This window comes from Clavibacter michiganensis subsp. insidiosus, assembly GCF_002240565.1.
In the GTDB taxonomy this organism is placed as follows: Bacteria; Actinomycetota; Actinomycetes; order Actinomycetales; family Microbacteriaceae; genus Clavibacter; species Clavibacter insidiosus.
Window position 1 is genome coordinate 392,336 of the sequence record NZ_MZMO01000001.1, and the last position, 24,388, is coordinate 416,723.

Genomic DNA, 24,388 nt, shown 5'->3' on the forward strand with positions numbered 1-24,388 from the left:
CACTCTCTTCCTCCGGCTCCGCCTCCCCAGATGAAAGCGACTCCATGTTCACCGTACGCAGACCCTTCGTCGGCCTCAGGCGCAAGACCGTGCTCCTCCTCGTCGCCGGCCTCGCCCTCGGCACCATCGCCGTCCTTCCCCAGGCCCCGGAGGCGGCGTCCGCTCATCCGCGCCACGAAGCGCCCGTCCGCCCGGGATCCCTGATCGTCGGTCTCGAGGATGGCAAGGCGTGCACGGCAGGTCCCGTGCTCGCCTCGTCGGCCCTTGTCCGTAGCGCCTTCAGGCGGATGCACGCGGCCACGAGATACGTGCTCACCGCCAAGCACTGCTTCTCGATGGGCGCTGACGTGAACATGGTCGGAGGCATCAAGGGCGTGGTGATGTGGCAGTCGCCTACCGATGACGTTGAGATGATCTTGGTCCTCCCGCACGCGACGAGCACGGCACCGTACGTCGTCCCGGGCAGCCGCTCCCACCACGTGATCCCCGGACGCACCATCTACGACCCCCGCGCCTTCAACGATGTGATCACCGCGCGGAGCCCGCACCTCGATCAGCTCTTCTTCATGAGGCTCACCGGCACGGGCAATCCCGGACGGAGTAGTGCGGCGTTCGTCACGAGCGGCGTGACCGGCGGCGTCTTCGACAGGTGGTTCTATGAGGAGACGCCTCCCGCGCAGCGCAACTCCAATCCCAACACGGCATCCGCCTCCTCGAGCCTGGCCGGCCCCAATAGACCCGCAGCCGGAGACTCGGGAGGACCCGTCTACAGCACCAACGGGATCGTCTATGGGGTGCTGTCGGGCAACGTCTACGCATGGGGCATCAACCACCTGCGCTACACTCCCATCGACGTGATCCTGCGGCAGCTCGGCGGCGCGTACCACCTGGCCTGATCTCCCGATCCGCGCTGCCGAGGGGTGAGCCACCACCGGTGAACCTGCTTCCCCGGCATGGCAGGCATCAGGTCGAGTGGGTACGGCTAGGAGGTGCCGCGCAGGCGAGCCACCGTGCTCATCACGTGGTAGATCACGATGGCGGCAACTGTCCCGAGCGCGATGCCGTTGAAGGTGACCGTGCCGAGCGTGAAGGTGAACGGCGCGATCGCGACGATGAGCGCGGTCGCCGCCGTGAACTGGTTGACGGGCTTGGAGAAGTCCACCTTGTTGTCCAGCCAGATCTTCACGCCGATGATCCCGATGAGGCCGTAGAGCGCGGTGGTCACGCCGCCGAGCACGCCGGCCGGGATCGTGTTGATGACCGCGCCGACCTTGGGCGAGAGCCCGAGCAGCACGGCGAACGCGCCGGCCACCCAGTAGGCGGCGGTCGAGTAGACGCGGGTGGCGGCCATCACGCCGATGTTCTCGCCGTAGGTCGTGGTGCCGGATCCGCCGCCGAGGCCCGCGAGCACGGTCGCCAGGCCGTCGGCCAGGAGAGCCCGGCCGGTCAGCTTGTTCACCGAGCCGTCGGTCATCTGGGCGACGCCGCGGATGTGCCCGACGTTCTCGGCGACGAGCACGAGCACCACGGGCAGGAACGCGGGCAGCAGCGCCCAGAACTGCGGCGTGATCTCCGGCGCGTGGAACTCGGGCAGCCCGATCCACGCGGCGGCCTCGAGCTTGGAGTAGTCGATCTCCTGGCGGATCGCCGCCACGACGTAGCCGACGACCACGCCGAGCACGATGGAGAGCCGGCCGAGGATCCCGCGGAACAGCACGGTCGAGAGGATCACGGCGGCGAGCGTGATGGTCGCCGTCACGGGTGCCAGGACGAAGTTGTCGCGGGCCGCGGAGGCCAGGTTGAAGCCGATGAGCGCGACGATCGCGCCGGCGACGACGGGCGGCAGCAGCGCGTCGATCCAGCCGGTGCCGGTGAGCTGCACGATGCCGCCGACGATCGCCAGCATCACGCCGACCGCGACGATGCCCGCGAGCGCCGCGCCGATGCCGCCGCCCGCCGCCGTGGCCGCGTTGGCGGCACCGATCGGCGCGATGAACGCGAACGACGAGCCGAGGTAGCTGGGCAGCCGGTTCTTGGTGATCAGGAGGAACAGGAGCGTCCCGATCCCGGAGAAGAACAGCGTCGTCGTGGGCGGGAAGCCCGTGAGCGCGGGCACGAGGAACGTCGCGCCGAACATCGCGACGACGTGCTGCATCCCGAGCCCGATGGTGCGCGGCCAGGTGAGGCGCTCGCCGGGGCCGACGACCGCGGAGGTCTCCACCGTCCGTCCGTCGCCGTGGAGGGTCCAGATCTGTCGGGCCATGATCGCCTGCTCTCGCGCGGGTGTGTGGGGAGACGCCCCGATCCGCGAGCGTAGCGAGGCCGTGTTGCGGCGGCGTTTCCGGGGGCGGATCTCAGCCCCGGCGCACCGCGACGCGGTTGGCGATGCCCCACACGGCGAAGAGCACGATCATCTGCACGGCGAGCCACCTGTCGATGCCGTCCACCAGCAGCGACACGAGGAACGCGCCGAACGAGAGGACGAGGGCGGTGACCCCCACCGCGGCGAACCCCCGCAGGGCCAGCTGCCGGTCGCGCTCGTCGCGGTACTCGAGCCCCTCGATGCGGGTCGCTTCGCTCACCTCGGGCTGGGACGAGGTGATGGACGACAGCAGCCACACGACCGCGATGACGCCGAGCAGCACGGCGGCGTCCGGGTGCCCCGCGATGATCACGACGACCGCGGCCAGCGCGAACACCGCCACGATCACGGTGTTGATGCGGGAGATCCCGCGGCGTTCAGTCGTCTTCGACATGGAAGACCTCCTCGACGGATCGGTGGAAGAAGCGGGCCGCCTTCACGGCCAGGGCGAGCGACGGGTCGTAGCGGCCCGTCTCGATGGCGTTGATCGTCTGGCGGGAGACCCCGAGCGCGTCGGCGAGGGACTGCTGGGAGAGCCCGGCCGCCGTCCGGAGCCCCCTCACCTCGCTGTGCATGGGTGTCAAGCTAGCTTTCCATCGCGGGGGTGTCAAGCATGCTTGTCATCTCTCCCGGCGCGGATCCGGTTGACGCGCCTAGGCTCGTGCCCATGAGCGCCGAGACACCTCCGACCGGGATCCGCACCGACGAGCTGGACGAGGGGGTCCGACCGCAGGACGACCTGTACCTCCACGTGAACGGGCGCTGGCTCGACCGCACCGAGATCCCCGACGACAAGGCCCGCTGGGGCTCGTTCCACCAGCTCGCCGAGGCGGCCGAGGACGCCGTGCGCGTGATCATCGAGGAGGCCGTCGACGCCGAGCCCGGCACCGAGGAGCGCAAGACCGGCGACCTCTTCACGAGCTTCATGGACGAGGAGCGCGTCGAGCGCCTCGGCGTCGAGCCGATCCGTGACCAGCTGGACGCGGCCGCCGCCGTCACGGACGTGCCGTCGTTCCTCCGCACGCTCGGCGCGCTCGAGCAGACGAACGTCCCCGGCCTGCTCGGCCTCTTCGTCGACAACGACCCGGGCGACCCCGAGCGCTACGTCGTGCAGATCGAGCAGGGCGGCATCGGGCTCCCCGACGAGAGCTACTACCGCGAGGAGGGCCACGCCGCCATCCGCACGGCGTACCGCGCCTTCGTCGAGCGCATGCTCGGCCTCGCGGAGCTGGACGACCCCGCGGGTCGCGCCGACCGGATCCTCGACCTCGAGACCCGCATCGCCGCCGCCCACTGGGACAACGTCCGCACGCGCGACAGCCAGGCCACCTACAACCTCGTCTCGTGGGCCGAGCTCCGCGAGCTGGTCGCGAAGGCCGCCGGCGCCGACCTCGACGTCTGGCGCGACGCCCTCGAGGCGCCCGCCGCCGCGCTCGACGAGGTCGTGCTGCGCGAGCCGAGCTTCGCCGAGGGCCTCGGCGCGCTGCTGACCGCGGCCGAGGTCCCCGCGCTCCGCGACTGGCTCACCTGGCAGGTCGTCCGCGCGAACGCGGCGCTGCTCCCGAAGGCGTTCTCCGAGGCGAGCTTCGACTTCTACGGCCGCACGCTCACCGGCGCGCCCGAGCAGCGCGTGCGGTGGAAGCGCGGCGTCTCGCTGGTGGAGGGATCCATGGGCGAGGCCATCGGCCGCATCTACGTCGAGCGCCACTTCTCGCCCACCGCGAAGGCCGAGATGGACGTGCTCGTCGGCCACCTCGTCGAGGCGTACCGGCGGTCCATCTCCGGCCTCGACTGGATGACCGCGGAGACGCGCGGCCGGGCGCTGGAGAAGCTCGAGAAGTTCACCCCGAAGATCGGCTTCCCCGACACGTGGCGCGACTACTCCGCGCTCGAGATCGACCCGACGGACCTCGTGGGCAACGTCCGCGCGACCTCCCGGTTCGAGACACGCCGCGAGCTCGCGAAGATCGGCGCGCCGCTCGACCGCGACGAGTGGTTCATGACCCCGCAGACCATCAACGCGTACTACAACCCGGGCTTCAACGAGATCGTGTTCCCGGCCGCGATCCTCCAGTTCCCGTTCTTCGACGAGGCGCGGGACCCGGCCGCGAACTACGGCGCGATCGGCGCGGTCATCGGCCACGAGATCGGCCACGGCTTCGACGACCAGGGCTCGCGCTACGACGGCGACGGCCGCCTCACCGACTGGTGGACCCCGGCCGACCGCGCGGCGTTCGAGGAGCGCACGGCGTCGCTGATCCAGCAGTACGACGCGCTCGTGCCCGCGCAGCTCACGGGCGACGACGCGCCGCACGTGAACGGCGCGCTCACCATCGGCGAGAACATCGGCGACCTCGGCGGCCTCTCCATCGCGTGGAAGGCGTACCTCCTCTCGCTCGAGGGCGCCGAGCCGCCGGTGATCGACGGCCTCACGGGCGCGGAGCGCTTCTTCCTCTCCTGGGCGCAGGCCTGGCAGCAGAAGGGCCGCGACGCCGAGGTGATGCGCCTGCTCGCCATCGACCCGCACGCGCCGAACGAGTTCCGCTGCAACCAGATCGTCCGCAACATCGACGCGTTCTACGACACGTTCGACGTGCAGCCGGGCGACGGGCTGTGGCTCGACGAGGAGGCCCGCGTCACCATCTGGTGACGCGCCCGGCGATGAGCGCGACCGGCGAGGATCCGCGACGCCGCTCCCGGCACACCGGGGGCGGCGCCGCGCGGCACGCGGGGCAGGAGCCCACCGACGGCTTCCGCTCCGCCTTCCGCGCGCTCGGCGGCCTCGCCCTCGACGGGATGCGGGTCGCCGCCCGCGCCACCGACCTCGACTCCGGCGACGTGGTGCTCTCGGTCGACGACCATGTCGCGCTGCCCGCCGCGGGCCTCGGCCGCGTGCTCCTCCTCATCGAGCTGTCCGCGCGCATGACGGGCGGCGACCTCTCGCCCCTGCACCTCGTGGACCGCCGGCCGGACGACGAGGGCGGCACCGCGGGCCTCTGGCGCCACCTCGTGGTGCCGTCGCTGCCCGTCACGGATCTCGCGTCGCTCGTCGGCGCGACGGGCGACGCGGCCGCCACCAACGCGCTCCTCGGGCTCGTCGGCCTCGACGCCGTGCGCACGCGCGCCGAGTCGCTCGGCCTCCGCCGCACGGCGCTCCTCGACGTGGCGCGCGGCACCCGCGGGCCGGACGACGCCCCGCAGCTCTCCGTGGGATCCGCCCGCGAGCTCGCGTCGCTCTTCGCGTCGCTCGTGCACGGCGAGGTCGTGGACGAGGAGACGAGCACGCGCGTGGTCGGCTGGCTCGCGCTCAACACCGACCGGTCGATGGTCGCCGCCTCCTTCGGGCTGGACGCACCGGTGGGCCGCGGCGGCGAGCACGGCATGGCGCTCGTCGACTGCACGGGCGTCGACGCGGGCGTGCGGGCCGAGGCGGGCGTGCTCCGCGGGCCGCGCGGCGCGGTCGCGTACGCCGTCATGGTGCACTTCGACGACGCAGATCTCCGCGCCCGCCTCGCCGTCCGCGACGCCCTGGGCGTGGTCGGGCTCGACCTGCTGGAGCACGTGCACTGAGCCGCGCGGATCCCGCCGCCCACCGGTCGTGGATCCGCCCGGGCGTAAAGTCGGATGTCGCCCGCCACCCCTCCCGGGCGCCGGAGGAGACCCCCGCCATGACCGGCATGAACCCCGCCACCGCCAAGCGCCTCGCCCGCGACGACGTCGCGCCGATGTACGCGGAGGTGGACGCGGCGATCGCCCGCGCCGAGATCCCCGGCACCCCGGAGTGGCAGGAGAAGGTCCGCGGCCGCATCGTCATGGTGCGCCACGGCCAGACCGAGTGGAGCGTCAACGGGCGCCACACCGGCACGACCGACATCCCCCTCACGGAGACCGGCGAGGAGCAGGCGCGCGCGGTCGGCGGCGTGCTCGCGGGCACGGAGTTCGGCCTCGTGCTCGCCAGCCCGCGCTCCCGCGCCCAGCGCACGGCCGAGCTCATCGGCTACGGCGACCAGGCCGAGGTCGACGACCGGCTCGTCGAGTTCGACTACGGCGCGTACGAGGGCCGCACCACCGCCGACATCCAGTCCGAGCGCGGCCACTGGGACCTCTGGACCGACGGCGTGCCCGCGGGCGACACCCCCGGCGAGACGTCCCAGCAGGTCCGCGACCGCGTGCTCCAGGTGCTCGAGCGCGTGCTGCCCGTGCTCGAGTCCGGCCAGGACGTGCTCCTCGTCGCGCACGCGCACGTGATCCGCGCGCTCGCCGTCGCCTGGGTCGGCCTGCCCGCGGAGGCCGGCGGGATCCTCACGGTCTCCACCTCCACGCTCAGCGAGCTCGGCTTCGAGCACGGCCGCCACGCGATCATGCGCTGGAACTGCCCCGCGGACGGCTGGGCGCCGTCGCCGGTGGGCGGCAGCCGGTAGCAGCGCGCGTCGTCCGGCCGCGGTGGCGCGGCGACTCCCCGCGTAGGATCGCCCCTCGTGGCACAGAAGAAGAAGCGCACCCGGCAGGCCCCCTCGTCCTCCGCCCGCACCCGTCCGGGATCGCCCGCGAAGGCCCGCTCCGGCAACCCGGCGAAGGCGCGGACGGCCACCGCGCGTGACTGGATCTCCGGCGCCCGCATCCGCACCCTCCCGCTCGCCGTCGCCCCCGTCGCGATCGGCGCGGGAGCGGCCCGCGCGCTCGGCCCCGACGAGGGCGTCTCCCTCGGCCTCGCGCTCCTCTGCCTCGCCGTCGCGGTGCTGCTGCAGATCGGCGTGAACTACGCCAACGACTACTCCGACGGCGTGCGCGGCACCGACGACGTGCGCGTCGGCCCCGCCCGCCTCACCGGATCCGGCGCCGCGAAGCCCCGCACCGTGCTCACCGTGGCGCTCACGTTCTTCGGCCTCGCCGCGGTCGCGGGCCTCGCGATCGTGCTGATCACCGGCCACTGGTGGCTGCTCGCGGTCGGCGCCGTCGCGATCGTCGCGGCGTACTTCTACACGGGAGGCAAGCGCCCCTACGGCTACGCGGGCCTCGGCGACGTGGTCGTCTTCGTCTTCTTCGGCCTGGTCGCGACCGCGGGCACGCAGTTCATCCTCATCGGCATGATCACGGGCGAGGGCTGGCTGGGCGGCGTCGCGGCGGGCGGATTCGCGTGCGCGGTGCTCATGGTCAACAACATCCGCGACATCGAGCAGGACGGCAAGGTCGGCAAGCGCACCCTCGCGGTGCGGCTCGGCCCGCGCGGCTCGCGGATCGTCTACTGCATCGAGGTCGCCATCGCCTACGCGGTCGTGGTGTTCTTCTTCCTCTTCTACCCGAAGGCGCTGCTGGTGCTGTTCACGCTCGTGCTGGCCCTGCCGGCCGCGATCATCGCGTGCACGGGCCGCACGCCCAAGGAGCTGATCCTGTCGCTGCAGCTCACGAGCATGGCCGCGCTCACGTTCGGCCTGGGGCTCGGCGCGGCGTTCGCGTTCTGAGCCCCCACGACCCGGCGGGGCTGATCCGCGTGCTCGACCCCGCCTACGAGGTGGCGGTCGTCGACGAGCGGCGCCTGCTCCTCCGGCTGCGGACGGGCGGGCGCCTGCGCTCCGTGCTGGTGGGCGACGATGCCCTCATCGCCTGGTGGGAGTCCCTCGTCGCGGCGGATCCGGAGGGCGCGCCCGCGACGCTGAGGGACGCGCTCGACGCCGTCGACGATCAGGCGCGCCCGACCGAGCGCTACGTCGTACGGGACGGGGATCGCCTCACGCCTTCGATGCGGACCCGGCCGCCCGCGACACGCGACACGTCACCGTCCCCCGAGGGCGGGCAGCGGGTGGCCTACGTGCCGATCGAGCGCGACGCATCGGGCGCCGTCGACACCGGATCGGACCCCGATCCCCGCGCCCGCTGAGCGGTCCCGCCCGCGTGCCGCCTCCGCCGCGACTTCACGTGCCATCGGGAGCGTGTTCATGCCGGGCCCGTAGCGTGCCGTCATGTCGACCACTGCGACACCGGGCCCAGATCGCCGCCGACGCGCGTTCATCGTCCTCGTCGTGTCCGCCCTCGTCGCGGGCGTCGTGATGCTCGCGCACTCCGTCGTCCAGGGCCTCGGCGCGTACCGCTTCTGGACGCCATGCTGGGTGGAGGGCTACGAGAGCGAGATCTGCCAGCGCCTGCAGTACGAGGTCGTGTCGCCCGCCTGGCTCGCTCCGCTGTGGGTGTGGGCCGTGGAGGTCGCGCTCGCCGTCCTCGTGCTCGTCGCGGCCTCGCGGGCGGGCGGTCGGGTCGGGTTCGCCGTCGCCGCGCTGATCTGCGTGGTCGCCTCCAGCGTGATCGTCGACTACGCCCTCACGCCCCTGGTCAACGGCGGCTACATGTCCGCGGACGACCCACCGGGGTTCGGTTTGATCGGGGCGGCGGCGATGGCGGCCGGGGGAGCGCTCCTCCTGCTCGCGCTCATCCCGCGTCGGGCGCGGGCGGGCGCCCCCTCACCGGCCTGATGGCGGTGTCCGGTCGGCGGATCCGGCCGCGCTGGCCCGGCGCTCGGCCGCGTCGACCGCGGCGTCCTCGGAATCGTCGTCCTCCACGGGCTTGCGGCGCCCGGCGGCGACGGCCGCGAGATCCGCGGCCATGGCCTGGCGCTGCTTGCTCAGGAAGATGTAGGAGCCGCAGAACGACACCACCGCGCCGATGACGGCGGCCAGCGGCCAGAAGTCCGGGCTCACGGCGACGACCAGCCCGAACGGGACGGCGAACAGGAGGATGCGGACGACGGTGTAGACGAGCCAGTAGCGACGGGAACTCACCGGGTCAGCATAGGTCGGTCGGCTGGACGGGCCGGTCGCCTGTGCAGCCGCCGCCGCCCAGCCGGGATGCGGCCGGCGCCCGCGTCCCGCCAGCGCGACGCCCGGCGTCCTCCCCGGTTGCGGAGCTACCATCGGGAGATGCCCCGCCTGCTGATCGGTCTCGCCGTCGTGATCGTGTTCTTCACGGTCTTCGTCATCGTGGACACCTCCCTGACGCCGCGGACCCGCATGCGCGGCCTCCCGAAGCCCGCGTGGATCGCGGTGGTCGTCCTCGTCCCCGTCATCGGCGGCATCCTGTGGCTCGCCATCGGCAAGGACCGCACCGACCTCGCGCGCGCATCCGGCCGCCGCCTCGGCCCGGACGACGACCCCGACTTCCTCTCCGGCCTCGGCCGCACCCGGTCCGAGGAGGAGCGCATCCGCCGCCTCGAGCAGGAGCTCGCCGACCTCGACAGCGACGGCACGGGTCCGGACGGCGACGGACCGGCGACCCCGGGCGGCACGGGCACCGCCCCGCGGCCGAGCCCCGACGCCGACGACGACCGCGGCACCCCCGGTCGCCGGGACGCCTGACCCGGTGACCGCCGCCGACTCCCTCACCACGCCGTCCGCCGCCGCTCCCCGCACCGGCAACCCGTCCACCGACCGCGCCATCGCGATGCTGCTCGCGCTCGTCGCCGAGGGCGTCACCGACGTCGTCCTCTGCCCCGGATCCCGCTCCCAGGCCCTCGCGCTCGTCGCCGCCGAGCTGGAGCGCGTCGAGGGCGTGCGCCTGCATGTCCGCATCGACGAGCGCGCCGCCGGGTTCCTCGCGCTCGGCCTCGGCGTGGAGTCCGGCCGCCCCGCGCCCGTCATCACGACCTCCGGCACGGCCGTCGCGAACCTCCACCCCGCCGTGCTCGAGGGCTGGCACTCGGGCGTCCCGATGCTGCTCCTCACGGGCGACCGCCCGGCGGAACTCCGCGGCATCGCGAGCAACCAGACCACGCACCAGCTCGGGATGTTCGGCGACCGGGTCGCGTGCATCGACGTGGCCGCGCCCGAGGAGACGGACGACGACCGGGCGCGCGATGCGGTGATCGCCCGCGACGCGTACCGCCGCGCCCGCGACGAGCGGACGCCCGTGCACGTGAACGTGGCGTTCCGGGATCCGCTGTCCGTCGCGGTGCCGGACCTGACGGAGGCCGTCGCGGAGGCGCGCGCCGCCGCCGACGAGGCCGCCGCATCCGCCGCACCCGCACCCGCGCCCGCCGCCGACGTCCTCGACCTCCCGCACGGCCCGCGCACCCTCGTCGTCGCCGGGCACGCCGCGGGCGAGGCCGCCGAGGAGCTCGCGCGCGCCGGGGGCTGGCCGCTCGCGGCCGAGATCTCCAGCGGATCCCACTTCGGCCCGCACCTCGTCGTCTCCTTCCGCGAGCTGCTCGCCCGCCCCGGCTTCGGCGACCGCGTCGAGCGCGTCATCGTGTTCGGCCACCCCACGCTCACCCGCGAGGTCCCGCTGCTCATCGGGCGCGAGGACGTCGAGGCGATCGTCGTCGGATCCACCGGCGGCGAGGACTACGACCCGCGCCACCGCGTCACCGCCCACCCGGCCGCCGTGCGCGTCGTGGGCGAGCCCGCGGATCCCGCCGACGCCCGCCGCTGGCTCGGCACGTGGGTGCAGGCGAGCCGCGCGATCCTCGACGAGGCGACCGCCGCGGAGTCCGCGCCGCTCCTCCCCTCCGGCACCACGCCCGCCGAGCGCCGCGACTTCGCGCGGGCCGAGCTCGCCGCCGTGCGCGCCGACGTCACGCGCCGTCACCTCGTGCGCGCGCTCTGGCAGGCGACCTGGCCGCACGACCGGCTCGTGCTCGGGGCGTCGCGCCTCATCCGCGAGGCCGACCGGGCGCTCCCCGGCAAGCGCGTGCGCGTGCACGCCAACCGCGGGCTCGCCGGCATCGACGGCACGGTCTCCACCGGCCTCGGCATCGCGCTGGCGTCGCAGGCCGGGTCCGGGAGCGCGGCCGCGGGGATCACGCGCGTGCTCGTCGGCGACCTCACGCTCCTGCACGACGTCGGCTCGCTGCTCATCGGCACGGGCGAGCGCGTCCCGCGGATCCAGGTCATCGTCGGCAACGACGGCGGCGGCACCATCTTCGACGGCCTCGAGGTCGCGGACACGGCCGCGCCCGCCGCCATCGACCGCGTCATGTTCACGCCCCAGCGGGTGGATCTCGCCAGCCTCGCGAAGGCCTACGGCTGGACGCACCTGCGCGCGTCCACGCACGGCGAGCTGGAGGCGGCGCTCACGACCGCGTCCGAGGCGCCGCTGCTCATCGAGGTGCCGCTGGCCCGGTAGCGCCTGCCCGCGGGGCGCGCCCCTCCGCGCGTCGTCCGATACCGTCGGGGCGCGGGCCCGGACCCCCGCGATCGGGGGACGGATGCTGGGGGTCGCGCTCGCGCTCGGATCCGCCGTCGCGCACACCGGCTGGAACGCGCTGAGCAAGGCCGGAGCGGCCGGCGGCACAGCCTTCGTCTGGCTCTGCACCGCGGTCGGCGCGCTGGTCGCCCTCCCCGTGGCGGTCGTCGTCGTGCTCGCCCAGGGGTCCGTCCCGTCGTGGTCCTGGTGCTGCAGGCGGGCTACCGGCGCGGGGAGGTGAACGTCGTGTACCCCGTGTCGCGCGGTCGCGCGGTCTCGCGCCCGTGCTCGTGGCGGTGCTCGGGGTGGCCCTGTTCCGCCAGCCCCTCGGGATCCCGTCGGGCGTCGGCTGGGGCGCGCTCACGGCCGTCGTCATCGCGGCGATGGTGGGGGTGCTCATCCCGCTCTCCTACGTGCTCAGCCTGGTGGCGCTCGAGCACGCGCCCGTGGCCGAGGTGGCGGCGCTGCGGAGCACGAGCATCGTCATGTCGGGGATCGTCGCCTGGCTCGCGCTCGGCGAACGGCTCAGCCCGCGCCGGGTCGCCTCGACCGCGCTCGCGACCGGGGCGGTGCTGCTGATCGCGGTGTCGTCGACGTGAGGCGCGTCCGTCCGGGCGCTCCCGCTCACGCCGCCGGGATCGCGCCGCGCCACGAGCGCAGCGCCCGCCGCTCGTCGTCGGTGAAGCCGACCGCCGCGAGGAGCCCGTCGAGGTCGATCCCCGCCATCGCCTCCCGGAACGCGGCCTCGCTCGTGGTGCCGCGCTCGGCGAGGAAGGCCTCGATCGCGGGCTCCATGTCGGGCTGGCCCGAGTTCGCGGATCGCTCGGGGCCCAGGCGGATCGCCTCCAGGTAGTCGTCGACGATGTCGTCCGGCTCGGCGCCCACCGCCAGCAGGAGCAGCAGGGCGATGAGGCCCGTGCGGTCGCGCCCGGCGCCGCAGTGGAAGAGGACGCCGCCCGCGGGGGCCTGGGCGATCGTCCGCAGCGCGGCACCGGCCCGGTCGGGCAGCTCGGCGAGGTGCGGCAGGTAGTAGAGGGGCGTGCCGACGAGGCCGGTGTCCCAGTAGGGCACCCAGAAGTCCGGGTGGTCGTCGAGGCCGTCGAGGTCGACGTGCGCGACGTGGATCCACTCGGGCCGCGGATGCGTGTCCCGAGCGCGCTCCGCTGGCTGGCGGAGGTCGAGCACCGTGCGGAAGCCGAGCTCGCGCAGCCGCTCCCATCCGGCGTCGGTGATGAGGTCGGCGTCCTCGCAGCGGGCGAGGACGCCGGTCGGGGTCGTGCCGCCGCCGCGGAGGCGGATGCCGCCGAGGTCGCGGGCGTTGACGAGGCCGTCGATCGGGAGGGTTCGGTCGGATGCGGTCATCGCCCGAGTCGACCACGCGGGTCGGCGCCGCCGCATCATCCTCCCGACCCTCAAATAACCGTTTTACAGTTACGCACCCGGCGTGGTGGGATGGCCGCGTGCCCGCCGACGAGACCGACCTCCGCGACCTCCGCGTCATCGCCCACCCGCTGCGCCTGCGCCTCCTCTCGCTCTGCACCCGGTCGCCCGTGAGCGCGTCCGAGGCCGCGCGCGAGCTCGGCGAGACGCAGGCGAACGTCAGCTACCACCTGCGCCGCCTGCGCGAGGCGGGGCTCCTCGAGGAGGCGGGCGTCGAGCGGATCCGCGGGGGAGCGGCCAAGCGCTACCGACACGTGCCCGCGAGCGGCGAGCGGCTCGACGCGCTCACCGGGGGCGCCATGCCGGCCCTGGCCGCCGCGCTCACGGCCGAGCTGACCCGCCGCGCGGCGCGGCACGCGGATGGCACGCGGCCGGTGATCACGGACGCCGAGCTCACGGTCTCGACCGGCACGTGGATCCGCGTTCAGGAGCTCGCCCGCGAGCTCGGCACCGTGCTCCACGACGACTCCGCCCGCCGGCCGGGGGATGACGACGTGACGGTGAGCGCGACGCTGGCGCTGTTCGCGATGGCGGTGCCCGCGCCCGCGCCCGCAGCCGCGCCCGCGCCGGCGGATCCGGCGTCCCCGTGACCGCGACCCGCACGCCGCCTCCCGCCCGCACCGGCTACCTCGCCGTCCTCGCGCTGCCGGGTGCGCTCCGCGTCTTCCTCCCCGCGATGCTCGGCCGCCTCTCGTTCGCGATGGTCGCGCTCGCGCTGCTGCTCCTCGTCCAGGCGCGCACCGGGTCCTTCGCCGCCGCCGGCCTCGCGACCGGCGCGTTCGGCCTCGCCAACGTCCTCGCCTCACCGGTCCGCGCCCGGCTCGTGGACGCCCGCGGCCAGCGTCCCGTGCTCGTGGCGCTCGCGGCCGCCCACGCCCTCGGGCTCGTCGGGGTGCTCGCGGTCGTCCGCGTCGGCGCGCCGGTCGCGGTCGTCGTCGTGACGGCCGCGCTCGTGCCCGACGCGCGGATGCGGACGCGCGCCTACAGCCTCGACGCCGTGGGGGAGGAGGTCGTCTTCACCGTCGGCCCGCTCCTCGTGGCGGCGCTCGTCGCGGTCGCGGATCCCGAGGTCGCCGTGCTCGCGTCCGCCGCCGCGAGCGTGCTGGGCACGCTGGGCATGACGTCGTCGCGGCTGTCCCGGGCGCAGGGCGCTCGGCCGCCCGCGTCGGTGATCCCGACGGCGGAGGGGGTGCCGGGGTCGAGCCGCCGCCGGCCAGCGGATCCGCTCCGCCAGCCGCTCGTGATCCCCCTGCTCGTGACGCTGCTCGGGGTCGGCGCGGTGCTCGGATCCGTCGAGGTCGCCGTCGCCGCGCTGGCCGAGCGCGCCGGCAGCACGGCGCTCGCGGGCCCGCTGCTCGCCGCCTTCGCCGCGGGCAGCGCGGTCGGCGGCCTCGCGTACGGGTCGCGCGCGTGGCGGGCGCCGGCGCGGATCCGCCTGGTCGTCCTCGTCGCCGCGATGCTCGCCGCGACGGCCCTGCTCGCCGTGGTCGCGGCCCGGGTCCCCGCCGCGCCGGACGCGCGCGCCCTCCTCCTGCTCGGCGCCGCGCTCGTGCCGGTCGGCCTGTTCCTCGCCCCCGCGATGGTGTCGGGCTACCTCCTCGCGGACGCCCAGACCGAGCCGTCGGTGCGCACCGAGGGGTCCGCCTGGGTGAACACGGCCGTCAACACGGGGGTCGCGCTCGCGGCGGCCGCGGTCGGGGCGGTGGTGGACGCGGCGGGCCCGCTCGCCGGGATCGTCGTCGGCGGGCTCGCGGCGCTGGTCGTCGCGGGCATCGCGGCGCCCGCGCTCCTGCGCCGACACGCGACGGCGGCGCCCGCGGCGGCGGAGCCGACCTAGCCCAGCGCCTCCACGACCGGTCGGAACTTCATCGCCGTCTCGGCGCGCTCGCGCTCGGGCTCGGATCCCGCGACGATGCCGGCGCCCGCGTGCGCGACGATGGCGCCCGACGGATCCACCTGGGCGCCCCGCAGCGCGATGGCCCACTCGCCGTCGCCGTCGGCCGCGACCCAGCCCACCGGGCCGGCGTAGCGCCCGCGGTCGAAGGGCTCGAGCTCGGCGATGAGCTCCAGCGAGGCGGCCGTCGGGTGCCCGGCGACCGCGGCCGTCGGGTGCAGCGCGCCCACGAGGTCGAGCGACGAGGATCCGTCGCCCAGCGTGCCGGTGACGTCGCTCGCCAGGTGCCACAGGTTCGGCAGCTTGAGCGTGAACGGCGCGTCGGTCGTGGCGAGGTCGCGGCTGTGCGGGCGGAGGGCATCGAGCACGCTGTCGCGCGCGAACGCGTGCTCCTCGTTGTCCTTGGGGCTCGCGGCGAGGCCGGCGGCCGCGGCGGCGTCGGCCCGCGCGTCCGCGCCGCGCGACACTGTGCCGGCGAGCACGCGGGCGCCGACCGTGCCGCCGCCGACGCGCACGAGCGTCTCGGGGCTCGCGCCGATGAGGCCGTCGACCGCGTAGGTCCAGCAGTCCGGGTAGCCGAGCGCGAAGCGGCTGAGGGCGAGGCGCAGGTCGCCGCCGAGGGGGAGGCGGCCCACGAGGTCGCGCGCGAGCACGACCTTCTGCGCCTCGCCCGTGCCGATGGTCGCGACGGCGCTCGCGACGGCCCGCTCGTAGTCGTCGGGGCCCATGGATCCGGGGCGCAGGTGCAGGCGGTACTCGGCGCCGGAGCGCTCGGGCACGGGGAGGGAGCCGGCGGCGAGGGCGTCGAGCGGGGAGGCGACGTCGCCGTCCTCCTGGTCGGCGAGCCGGATCCGCGTGACCCACGACACCCCGTCCCGCCGCCCGACCACGACGCGCGGCACGACGAGCACGCTCGCGGCCGCCGAGTCGTCGGCGAAGGCGAAGGCGCCGAACGCGATGAGGCCGGTGCCGGGGATCCCGAGCGGATCCGTCACGACCGCGGCCGCGGCCACCTCGCGCCAGGCGGCGGCGGCGTCGCGCACGCGGTCGGGCCCGCGGAACTCGAGCCGGAGGGCCTCGCCGATGCCGCCCATCCCGGATCCGTGCCGCAGCCACACGAGCGGGTGCCGGGCGTCGAGGAGGGGGACGAGCCGGGCGATGGAGTCGACGGGGGTGGTGTCGACGAGGAGCGCTCGGACGCGGGATGCGGTCACGGATGCCAGCCTACCGCCGGGGATCCGGGCCTCCCCGGGAGCCCGGGCGCCCCCGATGCCCGCCCGCCGCCGCCCGTCGCCCCCGTCCTCTGATGGGCCCCTGGGCATCCGGCCGCCGCCCACCGCGTGCCCAGCGCGCCCGAATAGACTGATGGCGTGATGCGAGCAGACCTCAGCAAGAAGCCCGGCCAGGTGTCGGCCATGTTCGACGAGGTCTCGAGCGCCTACGACCGCACGAACACCCTCCTCTCGGTAGGGAACGACCAGCTGTGGCGCCTCGCCACCACGCGCGCCGTCGCGCCGGTCGCCGGGGAGCGGATCCTCGACCTCGCCGCGGGCACGGGCACCTCGAGCGCCGCGCTCGCCGCGTCCGGCGCCCACGTGGTCGCCGCCGACTTCTCCGAGGGCATGCTCGAGGTCGGCCGCCGCCGTCACGCCGGCGACCCGCGCATCGAGTTCGTGCACGCCGACGCCACCGACCTCCCCTTCGACGACGACTCCTTCGACGCCGTCACCATCTCCTTCGGCCTGCGCAACGTCGTCGAGCCGCGGAAGGGCCTCGACGAGCTGCTCCGCGTGCTCAAGCCCGGCGGCCGCATCGTCATCTGCGAGTTCAGCACGCCGCCCGTGCCGCTGGTGCGCCGCGGCTACGACCTCTACATGAAGGCCGTCGCGCCGTCGCTCGTGAGGCTCGTGAGCTCCAACGCCAGCGCGTACGAGTACCTCAACGAGTCGATCCAGGCCTGGCCCGACCAGGCGACGCTGAGCTCCTGGCTCCGCGAGGCGGGATTCGCCTCGGTCGAGCACCGCGACCTCACCGCGGGGATCGTGGCGCTGCACCGCGGCGTCAAGCCCGCCGGCCGCCACGCCGCTCCCCGTCCCGCCGCGTCCTGACCGCGCGTGAACCCACAGACAAGGACGCCGAACATGAGTCCGAGCATCCCGCTCGCCCGCCGCGGCAGCTCCGTCGCCTCGCACGCCAGCCTCACCGAGCGCCTCTTCTCGTCCTCCGGCGACCGCCGCATGGCGCGCAGCATCGACGACGGGCTCGCGCTCGTCGAGGAGCAGCTGCTCCGCGAGGTCCGGTTCGCCGACGACGTGGCCGACGTCACCACCCGCTACCTGCTCGACGCGGGCGGCAAGCGCGTGCGCCCGATGCTCGCCCTCCTCATCGCGCAGCTCGGCGAGGGCAACACGCAGCAGGTGGTCGACGCGGCCGTCGCCATCGAGATCACGCACCTCGCGTCGCTGTACCACGACGACGTCATGGACGAGGCGGACATGCGCCGCGGCGTCCCGAGCGCGCAGGCCGTGTGGGGCAACTCCATCGCGATCCTCGCGGGCGACCTCCTCTTCGCCCGCGCCAGCAAGATCGTCGCCGACCTCGGCCCGCGCGCCATCCGCCTGCAGGCCGCGACCTTCGAGCGCCTCGTGCTCGGCCAGCTGCACGAGACCATCGGCCCGCGCGACGAGCAGGATCCCATCGAGCACTACCTCGACGTCCTCGCCGACAAGACCGGCTCCCTCATCGCGTGCGCCGCGCAGATGGGCGTCATCTACTCCGGCGCGGATCCCGAGCTCGAGTCGGCCGTGCTGGCGTTCGGCGAGCGCACGGGCGTGGCCTTCCAGCTCGTCGACGACGTGCTCGACCTCGCCGACCAGCCCGAGGAGACCGGCAAGCTCGCTGGCACCGACCTCCGCGCGGGCGTCGCCACCCTCCCCCTCCTCTACCTGCGCCGCCTCGCGGAGACGGACGCCGCCGCGGCGTCGCTGCTCGCGCGGATCCAGCGCGACGTCGAGCACGAGGAGACGCCCGAGTCGGAGGCCGACCTCACCGCGGCCATCGCCGAGCTCCGCGACCACGAGGTCACGGCCCGCACCATCGCGGAGGCCCACCGCTGGGCCGCCGAGGCGGTCGACGCGCTCGCGCCGCTCCCCGAGGGCCCGGTCAAGAAGGCGCTCACGCGCTTCGCCGACACCATCGTCGAGCGCACGCGCTAGCTGCCGCTCGTCCCCGCCGGCTCTCGCGGGGATCCGCACCACCACGCCCCCGACGGCCGGCACGGGGACGACGACGAACCGGAGACACCAGTGACCAAGCTCAGGCTGGCCATCGTGGGCGCAGGGCCCGCGGGCATCTACGCGGCCGACATCATCCTGAAGGCCGAGAAGCAGTTCGACGTCTCCATCGACCTGTTCGAGCGCCTCCCCGCGCCGTACGGCCTCGTCCGGTACGGCGTCGCGCCCGACCACCCGCGCATCAAGGGCATCATCGGCGCGCTGCGCGACGTGCTCGACCGCGGCGACATCCGCATCTTCGGCAACGTCGACTACGGCCGCGACATCACGCTGGAGGACCTGCAGAAGCACTACAACGCGGTCATCTTCTCCACGGGCGCGATCCGCGACGCCGAGCTCGACATCCCCGGCATCGACCTGCCGGGCTCCTACGGCGCGGCCGACTTCGTCAACTGGTTCGACGGCCACCCCGACTTCCCGCGCGACTGGCCGCTCGACGCCCGCGAGGTCGCCGTCATCGGCAACGGCAACGTGGCGCTCGACGTGGCGCGCATGCTCGCCAAGCACGCCGACGACCTGCTGCCCACCGAGATCCCGGACAACGTCTACACGGGGCTCAAGCACTCGCCCGTCACCGACGTCCACGTCTTCGGCCGCCGTGGCCCCGCGCAGGTGAAGTTCACGCCGCTCGAGCTCCGCGAGCTCGGCGAGGTGCCCGACGTCGACGTCATCGTCTACGACGAGGACTTCGGAGTGGATCCCGCCGCCGAGGAGGCCGCGAAGACCAACAAGCAGGTCATGGTCATCAGCCGCGTGCTGGAGAAGTGGCGCACGCGCGAGAGCGGATCCGCGTCCCGCCGCCTGCACCTGCACTTCTACTCGCGCCCCGCGGAGGTGCTCGCCTCCGACGACGCCGAGCCCCGCGTCGCGGGCCTGCGCATCGAGCGCACGCGTCCGGACGGCCTCGGCGGCGTCGAGGGCACGGGCGAGTACCGCGACGTCCCCGTGCAGGCGATCTACCGCGCGGTCGGCTACTTCGGCTCGCCCGTCGACGGGATCCCGTTCGACGAGCGCCGCGGCGTCATCCCGAACCACGAGGGCCAGGTCCTCGACACGGACAACACCCGCATCCCCGGCGTCTACGCCACGGGCTGGATCAAGCGCGGGCCCATCGGCCTCATCGGGCACACCAAGTCCGACGCCATGGAGACCGTCTCGCACGTGCTCAACGACCAGGGCGACTGGTGGACCCCCGAGGCGCCCGAGGAGCAGGCGATCGTCGACCTCCTCGCCGAGCGCGGCGTCGAGTACACCGACCTCGCCGGCTGGCACGCGCTCGACGAGCACGAGATCGCCCTGGGCCGGCCGCACGGCCGCGCCCGCATCAAGGTGGTCGAGCGCGACGAGATGCTCGAGGCGTCGCGCCCGCGGCAGTCCGTGTGATCCGCACGCGCTGACCCGCACCCCCGATCGACGCCGACGGGCACCCGCGGTCCTCCCGCGGGCGCCCGTCCGTCGTCCGTCCCCAGCCGCGCGCCCGTCCGCGCGGTCGGCGCATCGCAGCCCCTAGGGTCGCCGCGTGATCCCCGCCGCCTCGCCCGCCCTCGTCGTCGCGGCCGGGCTCGCCGGAGCCGCCGTCGGCGCCGTGTCCCCCGCGCTCGCCCGCGTCGCCCTCGCCGGGGGCCGCCGCCCCGACGGCCTCGACGCGCGCCCGCTGGATCCGCTCCCCGGCCTCGGCCGCGCCGCCGCGGTCGTCGCCGCCCTGGTCACGGCGATCCTCGCGGCGCTCGTCGTCGCCGAGACGCCGCCCGCGCGGATCCCGCTGGCGCTGCTGCTCGTGGCTGTCGGCCCGGCGCTCGTGCTCGCCGACCTCGCCGCGCACCGCCTGCCCGACCGCGCCACCGCTCCCGCGGCCGTCGCGGCCGCGGCCCTCGCGCTGGTCTCCGGCGGATCCCCCCTCCTGCTGCAGGCCGCGGCGTGCGGTGCCGGCGCCGTCCTCGTGCTCGCGCTCCTCCAGGCCGCGACCGGCGGCGGCCTCGGCACCGGCGACGTCAAGCTCGCGGGCGTCATCGGCCTCGCCCTCGGGCAGCTCGGGCCCGCGCAGGTCGCGCTGGCCATCGCCGCGAGCACGCTCCTCGGCGGCGTCGCGGCGACGGCCCTCCTCGTGGGAGGCCGTGCGCGGGCGTCGACCGCCGTCCCCTTCGGCCCGTGGCTCGTGCTGGGCGCTCTCCTCGTCGCGTCCGCTCCCAGTACGCTCACCTGAGCCTGCGGACGCCCCGGCCGATGGTTGCCTGTACGCCGCGGCCTCCGCGCGCCGACAGGCGTACGGTGGAGGAAGTGTCCAAGACCCCGGCATCGACGTACTGACGAGCCAGAGGAAATGAAATGGCACAGAGATCGCTCACACTGCTGCAGGACGAGACCGGCGTGCTCCTGGCCGCGGCGTCGCGGGCGGTGGTGTCGCTCTATCGGCCGCTGCTCCAGCCCCTCAACCTCACGCATCCGCAGTACCTCGTGCTGCTGGCCCTCGATGAGGAGGAGCCGCAGGCCGTCGTCGACCTCGCCGAGAAGCTGCATCTGACCCCCGGCACGCTCTCGCCGCTGCTCAAGCGCCTCGAGGTGTTCGGCTACGTCACGCGCTTCCGCGACACCACGGACGAGCGTCGCCTCTCCGTCGGGCTCACGGACGCCGGGCGCGACATGCTCCCGGTCATCTGGCGCGTCGGCGACCAGGTCCGCCGTGACATCGCGGGCGAGGACGAGGGCGACTCGCCGCTCCGTGACCTGCTGCAGGACGTGCTCGACCGCGCCACCGCCCAGGAGCAGGAGCAGGACCCGGCCGACGACCGCGACTGATCCGCGTCCCCCGCGGGGTCCGCGCGACTACTGCACGCCCGAGGTCAGGCGCGCGAGGTTGTCGAGCACCGTGCTGGTGCGGGTGCGCCGGCTCCACTCCTCGAGGGTCAGCTCGCGGCTGCGCTTCCGGTAGCCGTCCTCGACCCGCCGCATCTCCCGCACGAACCCGGGGCCGCGCACCATCAGCGACACCTCCATGTTGAGGCTGAACGACCGCATGTCCATGTTGCTCGAGCCGATGACGGCCACGTCGTCGTCGATCGTGAAGTGCTTGCTGTGCAGGATGTACGGGGCCCGGTACATCCAGATCCGCACGCCCGCATTGAGCAGCTCCTCGTAGTAGGAGCGCTGCGCGTGGTACACGACGGGCTGGTCGCCGATCTCGCTGACGAACAGCTCCACCGAGAGCCCGCGCTGCACCGCCGTCGTGATCGCGTACCGCATCGAGTCGTCGGGCACGAAGTACGGCGACGTGATCACAATCCGCTCCTGCGCGTAGTAGAGCAGCGCGTTGAACAGCCGGAGGTTGTTCTCGCCGGGGAACCCGGGTCCGGACGGCACGACCTGGCAGTCGAGCTCCTCGTCGTCGTCCGAGGCCGCGATCTCGATGGGCTCGGTCTCGCGCACGAGCAGTTGGTCGGTCTCCGCGTACCAGTCGGTGATGAAGATCGCGTTGAGGCCGCTCACGATGGGGCCCTCGAGCCGGGTCATGAGGTCCTGCCACTTGAGGCCGCGCTTGCGATTGACGACCTTGTTGTAGCTGCGGTGCACCATGTTCTGGGATCCCATGAAGCCCACGCGGCCGTCGACCACGAGCACCTTGCGGTGGTTGCGGAGGTCCGGCCGCTGGTAGCGCCCGCGCAGCGGCTGCACGGGGAGCATGAGCTGCCAGTCCGCGCCGATCGCCGTGAGCTTGCGCGTCGTCCGCCGGTAGCCGGGCGCCCGCAGCGACGCGATGTGGTCGAGCAGCACGCGCACCGTCACGCCGCGCTGCACCGCCCGCTCGAGCGCGTCGAAGAAGGGGGCGCTCGTGACGTCCCACGCGAGGATGTAGAACTCGACGTGCACGTAGCGCGTCGCCTTCTCGACCTCCGCGGTCATCGCCGCGATCGACTCGTCGTAGTGGCTGTAGAGCTTGGCCCTGTTGCCGCCCACGAGCGGCATGGAGCCGAGCGTGCGGTTCAGCTCCACGACCGAGTCGAGCCACGACGGCCACGAGTGCTCGCGCGTGACGCGCTCGATGCCCTCGGTCGACTCGATGATGAACCGGTTGATCTCCTGCTGCTTCTCGCGGCGCCGCTTCGGCAGCCGGGTCGAGCCGATGAGGAGGAACAGGAGGATGCCGATGTACGGCAGGAAGAAGATCGCCATCAGCCACGCCATCGCGGTGGACGGCCGGCGGTTGCGGGGGATGACCAGCAGGGCCACCACGCGCACGATGAAGTCGACGACGACCGCGAGCCCCGCGAGGACGAGGGTGGTCATCGAGGGGTCCATCAGGCGCAGTCTAACCGCCGCGACCGGGCCGTCCGGGGGACGCGGTGCCCGCCGGACAGGCGGGGCACGCGCCCGGACGGATCAGCGGAAGTTGACGAACTGCAGGTCGAGATCCACGTCGGCGCCCTTGAGCAGCGCGATGGTCTGCTGCAGGTCGTCGCGGCTCTTGCTGGAGACGCGGAGCTCGTCGCCCTCGACGCGGCTCTTGATGCTCTTGGGGCCCTCGTCGCGGATGATCTTGCCGATCTTCTTCGCGTTGGCCTGGTCGATGCCCTGCTTGAGGGTGACCTCGATGCGGTACTCCTTGCCCGAGGCGAAGGGCTCGCCCTCCTCGAGGCTCTTGAGGCCGATGCCGCGCTTGATCATCTTCGTCTGCAGCACGTCGAGGATCGCCTTCACGCGCTCCTCGCTCGAGGCCTTCATGAGGATGGTGTCGCCGCTCCACTCGATGGAGGCGCCCACGTTCTTGAAGTCGTAGCGCTGCTCCACCTCCTTCTGGGTCTGGTGGACGGCGTTGTCCGCCTCCATGCGGTCGACCTTGCTGACGACGTCGAACGAGGAATCTGCCATGCCGACCATGTTAAGGGACGGCCGGGCGCGGGCCCGCGGCGAGGGATCCGACGATTTCGGTTCGCGGCCCGGCGCCCGCTATCATCGACGAGCGTCTCCGGTCCGTGATCACACAGGTCGGGTGCGCATGGCGAGTTACCCTAGCGGCCAAAGGGATCTGACTGTAAATCAGACGGCTCAGCCTTCGGGGGTTCGAATCCCTCACTCGCCACCGCACTGGACGGCCCCGCTCGCGCGGGGCCGTTCGTCTGCCTCGACGCATCCGTCGGGGCCCGCCCGCGCAGGCAGAGTCGCCCGCGCGCCCGACGACCTGGATCCACCACCGATGTTCCCCGCCGCACCCGGCCCCCGCACGCGCGCCCTCGGCACGTCCGGCGTCGTCGTCTCCACGCTCGGCCTCGGCACGAGCGGCTTCGGCTGGACCGCCGACCGCGAGGCGGCGTGGGCGATCCTCGACGCCTACCGCGAGGAGGGCGGCACCTTCGTCGACACCGCGTCCTCGTACTCGCAGTGGGTGCCCGGCCACGCGGGCGGCGAGTCCGAGGCGATCATCGGCGGCTGGCTGGCCGCGCGCGGCTGCCGGGACGAGGTGGTCGTCGGCACGAAGGTCGGCAAGAGCCGCGACGCCCCGGGCACGTCGGCGGAGTCGATCCGCCGCGGCGTGGACGCCTCGCTCCGCCGGCTCGGCACGACGCACGTCGACGTCGTGCACGCTCACCTCGACGACACCCGCACCCCGCTCGAGGAGACCGTCGCCGCGCTGTCCGACCTGGTGAAGGAGGGCAAGGCGCGGCTCGTCGGCGTCTCCGGGTTCCGGCCCGAGCGGATCGAGCAGGCGCTCGGGCTGGCGCACGGATCCGGCGCCGTCCCCGTCGGCGTGGTGCAGGAGGAGTACAGCCTGCTGGTGCGGGATCACGCGGAGGGGCGCCTGCAGGCGCTCGTCCGGCGCGAGGGCCTCGGCCTCGTCGCCCACAGCGTGCTCGCCAAGGGCTTCCTCACGGGCAAGTACATGCCGGGCGCGCCCGCCGTGCCGTCGGCCCGGGCGCTCGACGCCGAGCAGTACATGTCGGCGGGCGGGCACGCGACGGTGCGCGCCGCCGAGGAGATCGCGCGGATGCGCGGCGTCACGGTCGCCGAGGTCGCCATCGCGTGGGTGCTCGGCCGGCCCGGGATCGCGAGCGCGCTCGTCGGCGCGCGCACGGCCCGGCAGATCCGGCAGCTGATGCCCGCGGCGCAGCTCGTGCTCGACGACGACGAGGTGTCCCGGCTGGCGTCCGCCGCCGCCCGCGCGACGCGGGACGAGAGCGCCTGATCCCAGGGGCACGGAGGGGCGCCCCCTAATGTGGGGCGCCATCCGTCCCGTCC

The 24,388-nt window shown here is 74.0% G+C and carries 27 protein-coding genes and 1 tRNA gene; 20 read left to right on the plus strand and 8 right to left on the minus strand.

The window, feature by feature from the left end:
* The first annotated feature begins 44 nt into the window (after nucleotides 1–44).
* Nucleotides 45–896: a S1 family serine peptidase gene (locus B5P21_RS02100; protein WP_094170704.1), complete on the plus strand. Its 852-nt coding sequence runs from the start codon at nucleotides 45–47 to the stop codon at nucleotides 894–896.
* 86 nt (nucleotides 897–982) lie between these two features.
* Here B5P21_RS02100 and B5P21_RS02105 read toward each other — a convergent pair whose 3' ends face one another.
* The 3 genes from B5P21_RS02105 to B5P21_RS02115 form a co-directional block, all read right to left on the minus strand.
* The gene (locus B5P21_RS02105; protein ID WP_094170705.1) at nucleotides 983–2,263 is read right to left on the minus strand and encodes a uracil-xanthine permease family protein; all 1,281 of its coding nucleotides are present in this window, start codon (nucleotides 2,261–2,263) and stop codon (nucleotides 983–985) included.
* A 91-nt stretch (nucleotides 2,264–2,354) separates the two neighbouring features.
* Complete coding sequence (locus B5P21_RS02110; RefSeq protein ID WP_045529902.1) at nucleotides 2,355–2,756, minus strand: hypothetical protein; 402 nt, start codon at nucleotides 2,754–2,756, stop codon at nucleotides 2,355–2,357.
* Nucleotides 2,740–2,937, minus strand: coding sequence for a helix-turn-helix transcriptional regulator (locus B5P21_RS02115; RefSeq protein WP_094170706.1), 198 nt, complete (start codon nucleotides 2,935–2,937; stop codon nucleotides 2,740–2,742). Before B5P21_RS02115 ends, B5P21_RS02110 begins: the two co-directional genes overlap by 17 nt.
* A 92-nt stretch (nucleotides 2,938–3,029) precedes the next feature.
* On the opposite strand from B5P21_RS02115, the gene B5P21_RS02120 reads away from it, so the two are divergent.
* From B5P21_RS02120 to B5P21_RS02145, 6 genes are all read left to right on the plus strand, one after another.
* On the plus strand, nucleotides 3,030–5,012 hold the full coding sequence (locus B5P21_RS02120) for a M13 family metallopeptidase (protein WP_094170707.1): 1,983 nt from the start codon (nucleotides 3,030–3,032) through the stop codon (nucleotides 5,010–5,012).
* A gap of 11 nt (nucleotides 5,013–5,023) precedes the next feature.
* Nucleotides 5,024–5,932: a serine hydrolase gene (locus B5P21_RS02125; RefSeq protein WP_045530631.1), complete on the plus strand. Its 909-nt coding sequence runs from the start codon at nucleotides 5,024–5,026 to the stop codon at nucleotides 5,930–5,932.
* A 98-nt stretch (nucleotides 5,933–6,030) separates the two neighbouring features.
* Nucleotides 6,031–6,783: a histidine phosphatase family protein gene (locus tag B5P21_RS02130; protein ID WP_045529899.1), complete on the plus strand. Its 753-nt coding sequence runs from the start codon at nucleotides 6,031–6,033 to the stop codon at nucleotides 6,781–6,783.
* 57 nt (nucleotides 6,784–6,840) lie between these two features.
* Nucleotides 6,841–7,824 (plus strand): 1,4-dihydroxy-2-naphthoate polyprenyltransferase, encoded by a 984-nt coding sequence (locus tag B5P21_RS02135; RefSeq protein ID WP_045529898.1) that lies wholly within the window; start codon nucleotides 6,841–6,843, stop codon nucleotides 7,822–7,824.
* Between the two features lie 29 nt (nucleotides 7,825–7,853).
* On the plus strand, nucleotides 7,854–8,240 hold the full coding sequence (locus B5P21_RS02140) for a hypothetical protein (RefSeq protein ID WP_236688727.1): 387 nt from the start codon (nucleotides 7,854–7,856) through the stop codon (nucleotides 8,238–8,240).
* Between the two features lie 82 nt (nucleotides 8,241–8,322).
* Complete coding sequence (locus B5P21_RS02145) at nucleotides 8,323–8,829, plus strand: hypothetical protein (RefSeq protein WP_045529897.1); 507 nt, start codon at nucleotides 8,323–8,325, stop codon at nucleotides 8,827–8,829.
* Here B5P21_RS02145 and B5P21_RS02150 read toward each other — a convergent pair.
* On the minus strand, nucleotides 8,818–9,135 hold the full coding sequence (locus B5P21_RS02150) for a DUF4229 domain-containing protein (protein ID WP_045529896.1): 318 nt from the start codon (nucleotides 9,133–9,135) through the stop codon (nucleotides 8,818–8,820). The two genes, B5P21_RS02145 and B5P21_RS02150, sit on opposite strands and share 12 nt — an antisense overlap.
* Nucleotides 9,136–9,273: 138 nt before the next feature.
* Here B5P21_RS02150 and B5P21_RS02155 point away from each other — a divergent pair, with 138 nt between their 5' ends.
* The 4 genes from B5P21_RS02155 to B5P21_RS02170 all read left to right on the plus strand — a co-directional run bounded on the left by B5P21_RS02155 (nucleotide 9,274) and on the right by B5P21_RS02170 (nucleotide 12,132).
* Entirely contained in the window at nucleotides 9,274–9,708 is a 435-nt protein-coding gene (locus B5P21_RS02155) for a PLD nuclease N-terminal domain-containing protein (protein WP_015491372.1), read from the plus strand.
* 4 nt (nucleotides 9,709–9,712) lie between these two features.
* Nucleotides 9,713–11,473: a 2-succinyl-5-enolpyruvyl-6-hydroxy-3-cyclohexene-1-carboxylic-acid synthase gene (gene menD / locus B5P21_RS02160; protein WP_094170708.1), complete on the plus strand. Its 1,761-nt coding sequence runs from the start codon at nucleotides 9,713–9,715 to the stop codon at nucleotides 11,471–11,473.
* 82 nt (nucleotides 11,474–11,555) lie between these two features.
* Nucleotides 11,556–11,774, plus strand: a complete 219-nt coding sequence (locus B5P21_RS02165; RefSeq protein WP_094170709.1) for a hypothetical protein — start codon at nucleotides 11,556–11,558, stop codon at nucleotides 11,772–11,774.
* A gap of 64 nt (nucleotides 11,775–11,838) precedes the next feature.
* The gene (locus B5P21_RS02170; protein ID WP_133064154.1) at nucleotides 11,839–12,132 is read left to right on the plus strand and encodes an EamA family transporter; all 294 of its coding nucleotides are present in this window, start codon (nucleotides 11,839–11,841) and stop codon (nucleotides 12,130–12,132) included.
* 25 nt (nucleotides 12,133–12,157) lie between these two features.
* Here the strand turns inward: B5P21_RS02170 and B5P21_RS02175 are convergent, their stop codons facing one another.
* Nucleotides 12,158–12,895 (minus strand): tyrosine-protein phosphatase, encoded by a 738-nt coding sequence (locus tag B5P21_RS02175; protein WP_045529894.1) that lies wholly within the window; start codon nucleotides 12,893–12,895, stop codon nucleotides 12,158–12,160.
* 98 nt (nucleotides 12,896–12,993) lie between these two features.
* Between B5P21_RS02175 and B5P21_RS02180 the strand changes: the two genes are divergently transcribed.
* On the plus strand, nucleotides 12,994–13,563 hold the full coding sequence (locus B5P21_RS02180; protein WP_045529893.1) for an ArsR/SmtB family transcription factor: 570 nt from the start codon (nucleotides 12,994–12,996) through the stop codon (nucleotides 13,561–13,563).
* Nucleotides 13,560–14,810, plus strand: coding sequence for an MFS transporter (locus B5P21_RS16490; protein ID WP_052663252.1), 1,251 nt, complete (start codon nucleotides 13,560–13,562; stop codon nucleotides 14,808–14,810). The genes B5P21_RS02180 and B5P21_RS16490 overlap by 4 nt, the downstream gene beginning before the upstream one ends.
* Here B5P21_RS16490 and B5P21_RS02190 read toward each other — a convergent pair.
* Entirely contained in the window at nucleotides 14,807–16,081 is a 1,275-nt protein-coding gene (locus B5P21_RS02190; protein ID WP_094170710.1) for an isochorismate synthase, read from the minus strand. The two genes, B5P21_RS16490 and B5P21_RS02190, sit on opposite strands and share 4 nt — an antisense overlap.
* A 159-nt stretch (nucleotides 16,082–16,240) precedes the next feature.
* On the opposite strand from B5P21_RS02190, the gene ubiE reads away from it, so the two are divergent.
* The 5 genes from ubiE (at nucleotide 16,241) to B5P21_RS02215 (ending at nucleotide 20,956) form a co-directional block, all read left to right on the plus strand.
* Nucleotides 16,241–16,975, plus strand: a complete 735-nt coding sequence (ubiE, locus tag B5P21_RS02195) for a bifunctional demethylmenaquinone methyltransferase/2-methoxy-6-polyprenyl-1,4-benzoquinol methylase UbiE (protein WP_045529891.1) — start codon at nucleotides 16,241–16,243, stop codon at nucleotides 16,973–16,975.
* 33 nt (nucleotides 16,976–17,008) lie between these two features.
* Nucleotides 17,009–18,082, plus strand: a complete 1,074-nt coding sequence (locus B5P21_RS02200; protein ID WP_045529890.1) for a polyprenyl synthetase family protein — start codon at nucleotides 17,009–17,011, stop codon at nucleotides 18,080–18,082.
* Between the two features lie 90 nt (nucleotides 18,083–18,172).
* Nucleotides 18,173–19,543, plus strand: coding sequence for an FAD-dependent oxidoreductase (locus B5P21_RS02205; RefSeq protein WP_045529889.1), 1,371 nt, complete (start codon nucleotides 18,173–18,175; stop codon nucleotides 19,541–19,543).
* A 136-nt stretch (nucleotides 19,544–19,679) separates the two neighbouring features.
* Nucleotides 19,680–20,363 carry a prepilin peptidase gene (locus tag B5P21_RS02210; protein ID WP_045529888.1) on the plus strand — a complete coding sequence of 228 codons (684 nt, stop codon included), beginning with the start codon at nucleotides 19,680–19,682 and terminating at the stop codon, nucleotides 20,361–20,363.
* Nucleotides 20,364–20,485: 122 nt separating this feature from the next.
* The gene (locus B5P21_RS02215) at nucleotides 20,486–20,956 is read left to right on the plus strand and encodes a MarR family winged helix-turn-helix transcriptional regulator (protein WP_015491364.1); all 471 of its coding nucleotides are present in this window, start codon (nucleotides 20,486–20,488) and stop codon (nucleotides 20,954–20,956) included.
* Between the two features lie 27 nt (nucleotides 20,957–20,983).
* Here B5P21_RS02215 and cls read toward each other — a convergent pair whose 3' ends face one another.
* Nucleotides 20,984–22,453 (minus strand): cardiolipin synthase, encoded by a 1,470-nt coding sequence (gene cls / locus B5P21_RS02220; RefSeq protein ID WP_094170711.1) that lies wholly within the window; start codon nucleotides 22,451–22,453, stop codon nucleotides 20,984–20,986.
* 81 nt (nucleotides 22,454–22,534) lie between these two features.
* Nucleotides 22,535–23,023, minus strand: coding sequence for a YajQ family cyclic di-GMP-binding protein (locus B5P21_RS02225; protein WP_043583901.1), 489 nt, complete (start codon nucleotides 23,021–23,023; stop codon nucleotides 22,535–22,537).
* A gap of 129 nt (nucleotides 23,024–23,152) precedes the next feature.
* On the opposite strand from B5P21_RS02225, the gene B5P21_RS02230 reads away from it, so the two are divergent.
* Both B5P21_RS02230 and B5P21_RS02235 read left to right on the plus strand, forming a co-directional pair.
* Nucleotides 23,153–23,234, plus strand: a tRNA-Tyr gene (locus B5P21_RS02230).
* Between the two features lie 114 nt (nucleotides 23,235–23,348).
* A complete protein-coding gene (locus B5P21_RS02235; RefSeq protein WP_094170712.1) occupies nucleotides 23,349–24,335 on the plus strand; it encodes an aldo/keto reductase in 987 nt (328 codons plus the stop codon).
* Nucleotides 24,336–24,388: the final 53 nt, after the last annotated feature.